The organism is Mesorhizobium sp. M7A.F.Ca.US.006.04.2.1 (genome assembly GCF_004022915.1).
GTDB lineage: Bacteria > Pseudomonadota > Alphaproteobacteria > Rhizobiales > Rhizobiaceae > Mesorhizobium > Mesorhizobium ciceri.
The window spans coordinates 1-9,906 of the sequence record NZ_RZQA01000135.1 but is presented as its reverse complement, the minus strand read 5'-3'; the positions used below and the strand labels follow the sequence as shown (position 1 = coordinate 9,906).

Below are 9,906 nucleotides of genomic sequence, written 5' to 3'. Positions count from 1 at the left end.
TTGCCCAGTCGATGCGAAAGGCGTCGTGGATCAGCTTGTGATGCCGGAGATCCCCGGGCTGGCGCAGCGGATGTTCGCCTTGCAGCAGTTCCGGGCTGCAGACCGGGAAGACCTCTTCGTCGGCGAGAAATTCCGCGGTCACGCCGGCATAGCCGCCCTTGCCGTAGCGGATGGCGATATCGATGCCGTCGCTGACGAAATCGGAAAGTACGCCCGAGGTCGACAGCCGCACGTCGATGTCGGCGTTGGCGCGGTGGAAGCGATGCAGCCTCGGCACCAGCCAGCGGCCGGCAAAACCGTCCGATGTGCTGACATTCAGGATGCCTGCCGTGCGGTCGGGCGTGGCGGCGATGGTGGCGGCGGCGATCTGGTCCAGCGCCGTCCTGACTTCCGATGCGTAGGCCGCGCCGACCGACGTCAGGCGCACGGACCTCGTTCCCCGATCGAAAAGCTGGATGCCGAGCCTGTCCTCGATGTTGCGGATGGCGCGGCTGACCGCGCCATGGGTGACGTTGAGCTCACCCGCAGCCTTGGAGAAGCTCAGATGCCTGGCGGCAGCCTCGAAGGCGGGCAGGGCAGTGAGGGGCGGTAGTCTGCGCGGCATGGTCCACCTGTGAGTGTTGCTCACAAATCCTGCACAAAGAGTCGTTTGTCGTCCAGCCCGGAAATGTCCAATCTATAGGGGTAGCAGCAGATATTGATCGGCTTTCCCATCTCGCCGCTGCGCTGAACGACCAGAAACGGTGTGAGCAATCGTCATGCTTGTCCCCTTGCGGACGGCGTCGGCACGCTTGCGCCTACTGAACCACAGGAGACGAACCATGAAACCGATTCTCGAATCCATCAGCGCCGCGACGAGCGGTCTTGCACTCAGAGCCTCTGCAGTCGTCGAGCGCCGCCGCATGCTGCGCCAAGTTTCACGCTTCTCGAACCATCGCTTGCACGACATCGGATTCGAGCGCGACTGGGACGGCTCCATCCTGCGCAATGGGAGGTCGATATGACCAGCACCCTGATCATCGGCGCGACGGGGCTGCTGGGCAGCGAGATGGCGAAGGCCAGCGCCCGCAATGGCGATCGCCTGCACGTTCTGGTTCGTCCGGCAACAGCCGGCGATGAAGAGCGGCTGCATTCGCTGAAGGAACTCGGCGCCAAAATCCACGTCGGCGATCTCGACGACTATGACAGCCTTGTCCGCGCCGCCAGTGCGGTGGACCGCGTCATCAGCTCGGTGCATGTGCATTCGGCCAGCGAGATGACGCTGGTGCGGGCGCTGAGCGATGCCGGCGTTTCCCGCTATGTGCCTTCCGCCGGCTTCGGCCTCGACTTCGCCGCCGCCGCACCGGGCTCGATCCCGCCACTCGACCTCAAGCGAGCAGTGTTCGACGCGATCAAGGAGGCCGATCTGCCCTATACGGTGATCTACACCAATGGCTTCTTTTCGACATGGGTGGCGACGCTGGGCGATCTGATGCGCTTCGGCTCGTCGCCCTTGCCGCCCGAAGAGGTGACACTTTATGGCGACGGCAACGTGCCGGCGACGTTCGTCAGCGAGAAGGACATCGCCGCCGTGACCTTGCGCGCGCTGAACGACCCCAATGCCATCCGCAGCGAGATCCGCATCGCCCGAAACAAGATCACCCAGAACGAAATGATCGATCTGTGGCGCGGGGTGAGCGGCCGCTCGCCGCGCATCGTGCCTCAGAGTGCGGCGGAGCTTGAGGCGATGATCGCGTCAGCCCCCTGGCTCGGACTGCTGCGGGCATTCTGGATACGCGGCGAGACCGCGCTCGAGACGGCCACGCCGGAAGCCGGAGTGCTGTATCCGGAGCTGGCTTTCGAGACCATCGAGAGCGCCTTTGTTGCGATGGCGGACGCCGCTGGGCGATAGGAGCAGGAGCGCGGCGCTGAAGCTGACGTCGTCGGCGCGGCCGATGAATCCGGCTCGCGGCGTGAGCCGCCCGAGAAGGGCTGGTCTCACCCGTGCGGGCCTGTATCATGGTCATGTGAATTCCTGGGAGGAGGCTTGTGCATGCGGCTGAATCGGAATCTCTGTCAGTGGAGGGTTTGGGTCTTCATCGCCGCAATGGCGCTTTGGCCGCACGCGGCGCCGGCCGATAGCCTCACGCCCGAGCGCATCACTGCTGCCCTGTCGAAGCTCGAAGCGCTTGCCGAAGCCGCCGTCGCGGACGGTGCCGTACCCGGGCTCGCCATCGGCGTCGTGCGCGATGACGAGGTGATCTTCCTCAAGGGTTTTGGGCATCGCGAGGCCGGCAAGCCTGAGACCGTCGACGCCGACACGGTGTTCCAGATCGCCTCCCTTTCCAAGCCGGTTTCCGCCACCGTCGTAGCGGCGTTGGTTAGCGACAGGATCGTGTCCTGGGATTCGAAGATCGCCGATCTCGATCCGGCCTTCAGGTTGGCCGATCCTTATCCGGCAAGCCAGCTCACCGTCCGTGACCTGTTTTCGCATCGCAGCGGGCTTCCAGGCACCGCCGGAGACGACCTCGAGGACATTGGCTACGACCGCGTCGAGATCCTGCATCGCCTGCGGTTCGTGCCGCCATCGTCGAGCTTTCGGGCCGGGTATTCTTACAGCAATTTCGGATTGACAGAGGGTGCCGTGGCAGCCGCGACACCGACGGGAAAGCCCTGGGAGCAGGTCGCCGAGGAGAAGCTCTACCGTCCGCTGGGCATGGCCTCCACGAGTTCCCGCCATTCGGACTTCGTCAAGCGAACCAACCGCGCCGCGCTTCACGTCAAGGTCGATGGCGCCTGGGCAGCGAGGATAGAGCGCGATCCGGATGCGCAGGCGCCCGCCGGCGGCGTCAGCTCTACGGCACGTGACCTCTCGCAATGGGTGCGCCTCATCCTCCACAACGGCGTTTATGCCGGCAAGACACTGATTGCCGCCGATGCGCTAAGCCAGACGCATGTTCCGCTGATAGCGCGCGGCAACAATCCCGTCTCCGGCGGCGCATCGTTCTACGGCCTCGGCTGGAATGTCGAATTCGGCCGACACGGCCTGAGCTGGGGCCACGCCGGCGCTTTCAGCGTCGGCGCGCGTACCCTGGTGACAGTCTTCCCAAAGGAGAAGTTGGGCATAGTCATCGTCGCCAACGCCTTTCCGACTGGCCTGCCGGAGGGATTGTCCGACAGCTTCGCCGATCTCGTCTTCGACGGTAAGGTCGAGAAGGACTGGGTCAAGGCGTGGAATGATATCTATGCGGGCCTGTTCGGTCCGGCGGTCGCGGCGGCCAAGGCCGCCTATGCCGCGCCGCCGTCTCCGTCACGGCGAGCCGGGCCGGGCAGTGTCTATGCTGGCCGGTACGCCAACGACTTCATCGGCGACGCGATTGTGTCGAAAGCGGGAGACGACCTTGTACTCAAGGTAGGCCCGGCCGCCGGCCGGTCCTATTCATTGAGGCATTTCGACGGTGATCTTTTCCTGACCTTCCCCGACGCGGAGACGCCGGACAGCCCCTCGGGTGTAAGTTTCGTGGTCGGCGCTGACGGCAAGGCGTCGGCCATGACTGTAGGTTTTCTCGACGACAATCATCTCGGCACGCTGCAACGTGTGGGGGACTGACTTCCAAATCGACCGGTCCCGCCGGGAGTCAGGATGCCGGGCCGTATCGGAGCAGTTTGAAGCAATCGCCGTTGCCCGATTTCGTCTGTGCCAGCGAGGGCTTCGATCTGTCGATCCATTCCTGATGTGACCTCGCGTCGGCTTCGATCGCCTCGACCGGTGCAAGACTGACAAAGCTGCGTCCGTGGCTGAGAAGCCAGCACGCACGGCCGAGAAATCGCCTGCTGCGCTGGCGCAAGAGGTCGGCATCGTAGAAGATGTCGAGCACCTCGTGCTTGATCTTGCGCTCGGTTTCAGGATTGGCGATCGCAACCTCGATCGGCTCGCCGCCGATCGCATCCTGCAGGTCCTTGTAGTCGAGGGTGAGTTGGGTGATGGCATATTTGATCTCGCTCTCGTCGCGCACGATGTCGAACCATAGCGTCGGATCGAGCTGGTTGACGACGAACGACGACTCGAAATCGCGCGACAGGTTGAGGATGTCGAAGTCCCGGATGTCGACGTCGCGCTCAACCAGCAGGATTTCGCGGATCTGCTTGCCAAGCTCCGCTCCCTGCGCGCCGATGGCGGCGTTGGTTCCACCAAGTTCGGGACTAACGTAGGCCCCGCCGTCATCCAGCAGCGCGTCGAATTCGCCAAGTGACTCGACGAGGGGAGCGCCGCGAGCGATGCGCGCCGCCAGCTTGGCCAGAACCTGCTGGAGATCCGTTTCGCGTCTGCGCTGGTCCTGGTAATTCTGCTGGAAAAAGAAGATGAACAGCGACACCCCGATGCCGATCAGGATCACGCCCAACTGCGAGAAGATGTTACGGTAGTATTCCAGCAGCTTTTCGCGATGACGCACGTCGTCGCGCACACTGTGGGCGACGCGCAGATTGACGATCAGCGACAGGATGAGCAGCCCAGTACCGACGAGGATGAGGCCGCCGATGAGCAGGTAACCATGGCCTGTGCTGAAATCCATTCGTTTTCCCTGAAGCCCAGACTGCGCAGAATAGTGCCATTTTGGCTAAATACCTACGGATTTGCGGGCGGTGGATTTGATGGCGGCGACCACCCCAGAAGGTTGACCCGCCTGGCCATCCGGCCGATAGCTCCGCCAGAAACTGCCCCGAGAACCCTGATGACTTCAGACACGAACCTCCACGATGCACGCTCCGCCGATCCTGACACCGCCTGGCAGGCGGACGTCCGCGCCGGGGTGCGCCACGTCCGCGACCTTGACCGCCTCCCGCTGTCGTCAGCCGAGCGCGCAGCCGCCCAGGCCGCGGCGGCGAACCATAAGGTGCGCGCGCCCAAAGCCTATCTCGACCTGATCGACTGGAACGACCCGGCTGATCCGATCCGGGCGCAGGTCATCCCCTCTCCGCAAGAACTGGAGGAAGCGGAAGGCGAACTCGACGATCCGATCGCCGACCATGACTTCAGCCCGGTGCCGCGCTTGACGCATCGCCATGCCGACCGGGTGCTGCTGTTCCCGACCTATCAATGCGCGGTCTATTGCCGGTTCTGCTTCCGCAAGGAATCTCTGACCTCGATCGGCAGGGGCTATACGCGCGAGGCGCTGGAGCCGGCGCTGGCCTATATCGCCAAGCATCCCGAAATCCGCGAGGTGATCCTGACCGGCGGCGATCCGCTGTCGCTGCCCGACAAGGCGCTGGCCGAAATCCGCGCGCGCATCGAAGGGATCGCGCATGTGCGGCTGCTGCGCCTCCACACGCGCGTTCCGGTGGCGCTGCCGTCGCGCATCACGCCGGGGCTGGTTGCGGCCCTGCAGGGCCGGCTGATGGTCACCATCGTCACCCATTTCAACCACGCGCGGGAAATCACTCAGGCCACGGAAACCGCCTGCCGCACGCTGCGGCAAGCCGGCTTCGTGCTGCTCAACCAGAGCGTTCTGCTCAAAGGCGTCAACGACAGCGTCGAGGCGCTGGAGGAGCTCTGCCGCGAGCTGATGTATCGCCTCGGCGTCAAACCCTATTACCTGCACCATGGCGACCTCGCGCGCGGCATGGCGCACCGGCGCACGACGATTGCGCAGGGGCAGGCGCTGACCGAAGCGCTGCGCGCGCGACTTTCGGGCATCTGCAACCCCGTCTATGTGCTCGACCTGCCGGAAGGCGGCGGCAAGGTGCCGATCGGGCCTTGCCATGTCGAGGGACGGGACGGCGAGAACTGGCGGCTGCGCGGGCTGGATGGCGAGGTGAGGGCGTATACGGAGATCGTTGGCGAATAGGACTGCGCGCTAACCCCTGTCTTTCTCGACAAACGCCAGCACCACCACGCGCGGGGCAACGCAGTAGGCGAGCCTGGCCTTGCGGCCTGTCTTCGTCGTCGCGCAGCCTGCGTTCAGGTCGACGGTGATGTCCTCATAGCCCAGCACCTCGCGATCGAGCGGATAGACGGCCTTGTAGACGGCTTCCTTGGCGGCAAAAAGGATGCGGCCGGCAAGATGCCGGTCGGCTGCGTCGGTGCGGTCCGCGGGTGTTGTCACGAGCGCCAAAATGTCATCCGGGAGAGGCTGCGCGGGCTCGACGTCGATGCCGAGCGAGGCGATATCGCCAACCGGTGCAACCGCCGCTACCGCCATGTCGTCGTCGTGCGCGAGCGAACCCATTATTCCCTCGGGCCAGACCGGCGCGCCGGACGGCATGCGCAGGATGGCGACGTCGCCGACGCCAAGCTCCGCCAGCAGTCCGTGCGCGATCCAGCGGGCCGCGCCGCTGGATCGCCGCATGCCAGGCTGGCGCGCGGGGATGGAATGCGCTTCCCCAGGCAGCAGATGGGCTTCATCGCCTTCGCGGATCAGGCGGCATCCGATCCGGACACCGCTCGGCGCGATCGCGGCCATAGCCTCCAGCAGGGTCGTTTCCTCCGATGAATTCGCAGCGGGCGGCGTCAACGATCGACCATCGGCAGGACGGCGATCATTTCTCCGTCCTCGTCGATGCCTTGTTCCACGAAGCCGGCGCCGCGATAGAGGTGGCGCGCGGCCTCGTTCTCGGGCTCGTAGCAGATCGAAACCTCCCTGATATGGTCGAGATTACCGATCTCGTCGAGCAAGGCGCGCAATGCGGCCTTGCCATAGCCTTTGCCCTGGTGGGCGCGGTCGATCATGAAGCGGTAGACCAGCGCCTCGTTGTCCGACGCATCGTACATCAGGAAACCGACGACACGGGTCCCGGCCATGATGGCGCGCGGCCGCGCGTCTTCATCGGTTTCGGCTTCTTCGAGGGACTCCGAATTGCCGGCGACGAAATCCCTCTGCTCCGGAGCCAGTTCCAGGGCCGCGACCAGGGCGCGGTTGGCCCTGGTCACGGCAACGAGACGGGTGTCCTCGGTGTTCAAGCCGATGCCTTGGCCGAGGACTCGGTGATCGGCTCGACGAAGCGATGCAGCTTGGCCGGGTTGCCGCGCCATATGGAGTTGGGCTCCAGCTCTTCGCCCTTCATGACGAAGGAGTCGACATCGACCACCGAGCCTTCGCCCATGACGACGCCGTAGTGGACAAAGGCGGAGGGTCCGAGCGTGCAGCCCTTGCCGATGCGGATGAAGTCGGACTTGAAGGCGCCTTCCTCCAGCGAATGGGCCTGGATGACGCAGCCCTCGTTGAGGGTGGCGTCGTCGCCGATCTCCACCAGCGAGCGTTCGGTCAGATTGCTGCCGCCGTCATAGACACGGCTGCCGATCCTGACGCCCAGCATGCGCAGGATCATCGGCCGGAATGGCGTGCCGGCGAACAGCCGCACGATCGGCGAATCCGCCAGCTTCCAGTGGCGTTCATGACGCCAGAACGCCACGTCATAGATCGTCGTCATCTGCGGCTTCAGCCTGCCGAAACCAAGACTTGCCCGTTCCACGAAGATGTAGAAGGGAATGGTGATCGCCGAGGTCAGGAGCACGGCGACGAACAGTGCGACTTCAGCCCATTCGGTATAGTAGTTCAGCGCCCGGTCCCAGATCGCCAGCGTGGCGAACAGCATGACCCATTGCGTTGCCACGAACAGCAGGATCGTCACCAGATTGTGGCGGTTCTTCAACGGGATGCGCCGGCGCCGGTCGTCCTCGTCGATGCCGGCGATGAGTTCCTTGTCGCGGTTCACCATGCGCGGGATTTCAAAGGCAGGCGAACCCAGAAGCCCGACATTCTCGCGCAGCGGCCCGTCGATGGGGATCATCACCTTGGTGCCGAGCAGGACGTTGTCGCCGGTGCGGCCGTCCGGCGGATAGTAGATGTTGTTGCCGAGATAATTGCGCTCGCCGATTCTCGTCGGCTCGAGCCTGAAGGCGGCGGCGGATTTGTGCATGTTGATCATGAACAGCCCGTCCGACACCATGGTCTCGGTGCCGATCTCGCACAGAAGCGGGTTTTCGTGCTGCTGGTTGGAGCCGAAATTGGAGCCGGTCTGCACCACCTTGTTGAGGTTCCAGCCGATCGCTCGCATGTAGTGCACGATGGCAGAGCTGTCGCCGGCCAGCAGGCCGAGCACGCGCGAGTTGCTGGAGAATTCAGCGACGGTCTGCAGCCAGTAGCGGAAGCCGTACAGCGTGTAGGTGCGGCCTGGCTTCAACAGCAGGCTGACCAGGCGCGGCACCAGCGTCGCCGCCAGGAAGGATGCGGCCATGTAGCCGAACAGCGTCACCGTGGTGCCGATCGCGACGACGCCGATGGTTTCCTGGTAGTCGTCGCCGACATTTTCCCAATAGCTGTGGAACAAGAGCGGCAAGGGGGTGACGATGGCAAACAGGCCGATCAGCTGAACCGCTTCGAACAGGAAGCGCCGGATGTTGGACGGATCGACATTGCGCACCTTGCAATAGTCGGCCGTGGTCGGCACGGCCGGCGAGCCATGCCAGCGTTCGCCGTCGGGGATGCTTTGGCCGCGGTGCAGCGAGGACGAATGGCCGAGCTGGGCGCCGTCGCCGATCCTGGTGTCGATGTCGAGCGTCGAACCGACGCCGACAAAGGCATCGCGGCCGATGGTCAGCGGCCCGGTGTGGATGTAGCCGGACTGCGCCCGGAAACCGAGGATCATCGATTCCTTGCGCAGGATGGTGTTGGCGCCGATCGAGATGAGATCGGTGCAGACGGGCACGGATTTCGATTCGATGACGGCGTTCTTGCCGAGCCTGGTGCCGAGAAGCTGCAGGTAGATGCTGTAGAGCGGGCTGCCGCGGAACAGCACGACGGGCGCGGTGCGGATCAACGTCTTGACCACCCAGAAGCGGAAGTAACGCACGCCCCAGATGGGAAACGCCTCCGCCTTCCAGCGGCCGACCAGCACCCATTTGGCGAGGACGGCAAAACCCGACATGCCGAAGAACACGGCGGCCGAAAGCGCCACGCACCTGATGTAGAGCTGCAGCGGATCGTCGAGCGCGTCGTACATCCAGTTGAGGCCGCCATTGATCGCCCACAGGGCGCCATAGCTGTAGAGCCCGTAGAACATCAGCTGTGCGGCGCCGCAGGTCCAATAGGCAAGATTGGAGGCCCGCCGCGTGAGGACGGGCTCGTTGGTGGCCGTCGTCATCTCGTCCGCTACGCCCAGATGCAGCGCCAGCCGCGCCACGGTCGGGTGGAGGTAGATGTCGCGCATCGACGCCGTCGCCCATTCCTTCCTGGTGCGCACACGGGCGCAGAAATGCGCCATCAGCAGCGAGTTGGCGCCGAGATCGTCGAAGAAATTGTCCTCGACGGACACTTCGTCGAATTTCAGCACCGCGGCCAGCGCGTCGGCCAGGAAACGCTCGTCGTCATTGCTGGGCGCGACCATGGCGCGATCGCCCGAAAGCCGCACGCTTGTCGGCTTCGGCAGCTGGCGCAAATCCACCTTGTTGGAAACGGTCATCGGGATCGCCGGCAGCTCCTCCAGATAGGAGGGCACCATGTAGTCCGGCAGCCGCCGCTTCATCGTCCTGGCGAGGTCCGCGCGCGAGATCGCCGTCTGGCCGGCCTTGGCTGCGAAATAGGCGACGAGTTCGACGCGGCCGGGCTCGATCTCCCAGATAGTGACGGCGGCTTGCGCGATCTCGGGCTGGTCGAGCAGCACCGCCTCGATCTCGCCGAGCTCGATGCGGTAGCCGCGGATCTTCACCTGGGTGTCGATGCGGCCGTTATATTCGATCTCGCTTTGGTCGTTGATGCGGCCAAGGTCGCCGGTGCGGTAGATGCGCTTGGACGGGTTGTTCGGCAGGCCGACGAAATCGGCGATGAATTTCTGTTCGGTCAGGTCGGGCCGGTTGAGATAGCCGACCGCGAGCCCGATGCCGGCAATGCCGATCTCGCCCAGTTCGCCCGGTTCGGCGAGCTGCGGCAG

9 protein-coding genes are annotated in these 9,906 nt (G+C 64.3%); 4 read left to right on the top strand and 5 right to left on the bottom strand.

What is annotated here, in order from left to right; all coding sequences use genetic code 11:
- A partial coding sequence (locus EN925_RS10080; RefSeq protein ID WP_128336503.1) for a LysR family transcriptional regulator occupies positions 1 to 604 on the bottom strand: 604 nt, incomplete at its 3' end.
- A gap of 217 nt (positions 605 to 821) precedes the next feature.
- Between EN925_RS10080 and EN925_RS10075 the strand changes: the two genes are divergently transcribed.
- The 3 genes from EN925_RS10075 to EN925_RS10065 all read left to right on the top strand — a co-directional run bounded on the left by EN925_RS10075 (position 822) and on the right by EN925_RS10065 (position 3,589).
- Positions 822 to 1,004 carry a DUF1127 domain-containing protein gene (locus tag EN925_RS10075; RefSeq protein ID WP_013530655.1) on the top strand — a complete coding sequence of 61 codons (183 nt, stop codon included), beginning with the start codon at positions 822 to 824 and terminating at the stop codon, positions 1,002 to 1,004.
- Complete coding sequence (locus EN925_RS10070; protein WP_063172627.1) at positions 1,001 to 1,891, top strand: NmrA family NAD(P)-binding protein; 891 nt, start codon at positions 1,001 to 1,003, stop codon at positions 1,889 to 1,891. The genes EN925_RS10075 and EN925_RS10070 overlap by 4 nt, the downstream gene beginning before the upstream one ends.
- Before the next feature lie 141 nt (positions 1,892 to 2,032).
- On the top strand, positions 2,033 to 3,589 hold the full coding sequence (locus EN925_RS10065) for a serine hydrolase (RefSeq protein WP_027160807.1): 1,557 nt from the start codon (positions 2,033 to 2,035) through the stop codon (positions 3,587 to 3,589).
- Positions 3,590 to 3,617: 28 nt separating this feature from the next.
- Here the strand turns inward: EN925_RS10065 and EN925_RS10060 are convergent, their stop codons facing one another.
- Positions 3,618 to 4,553, bottom strand: coding sequence for a hypothetical protein (locus tag EN925_RS10060; RefSeq protein ID WP_063172626.1), 936 nt, complete (start codon positions 4,551 to 4,553; stop codon positions 3,618 to 3,620).
- Positions 4,554 to 4,712: 159 nt separating this feature from the next.
- Between EN925_RS10060 and EN925_RS10055 the strand changes: the two genes are divergently transcribed.
- Positions 4,713 to 5,825 (top strand): KamA family radical SAM protein, encoded by a 1,113-nt coding sequence (locus tag EN925_RS10055; RefSeq protein WP_127368995.1) that lies wholly within the window; start codon positions 4,713 to 4,715, stop codon positions 5,823 to 5,825.
- 9 nt (positions 5,826 to 5,834) lie between these two features.
- Here the strand turns inward: EN925_RS10055 and EN925_RS10050 are convergent, their stop codons facing one another.
- The 3 genes from EN925_RS10050 to EN925_RS10040 form a co-directional block, all read right to left on the bottom strand.
- Positions 5,835 to 6,440, bottom strand: coding sequence for a 4'-phosphopantetheinyl transferase superfamily protein (locus EN925_RS10050; RefSeq protein ID WP_127368996.1), 606 nt, complete (start codon positions 6,438 to 6,440; stop codon positions 5,835 to 5,837).
- A gap of 47 nt (positions 6,441 to 6,487) precedes the next feature.
- Positions 6,488 to 6,937: a GNAT family N-acetyltransferase gene (locus tag EN925_RS10045; RefSeq protein WP_245460964.1), complete on the bottom strand. Its 450-nt coding sequence runs from the start codon at positions 6,935 to 6,937 to the stop codon at positions 6,488 to 6,490.
- The coding region (locus EN925_RS10040) for a Pls/PosA family non-ribosomal peptide synthetase (protein WP_128336501.1) at positions 6,934 to 9,906 on the bottom strand (2,973 nt) is incomplete at its 5' end. The genes EN925_RS10045 and EN925_RS10040, both read right to left, overlap by 4 nt.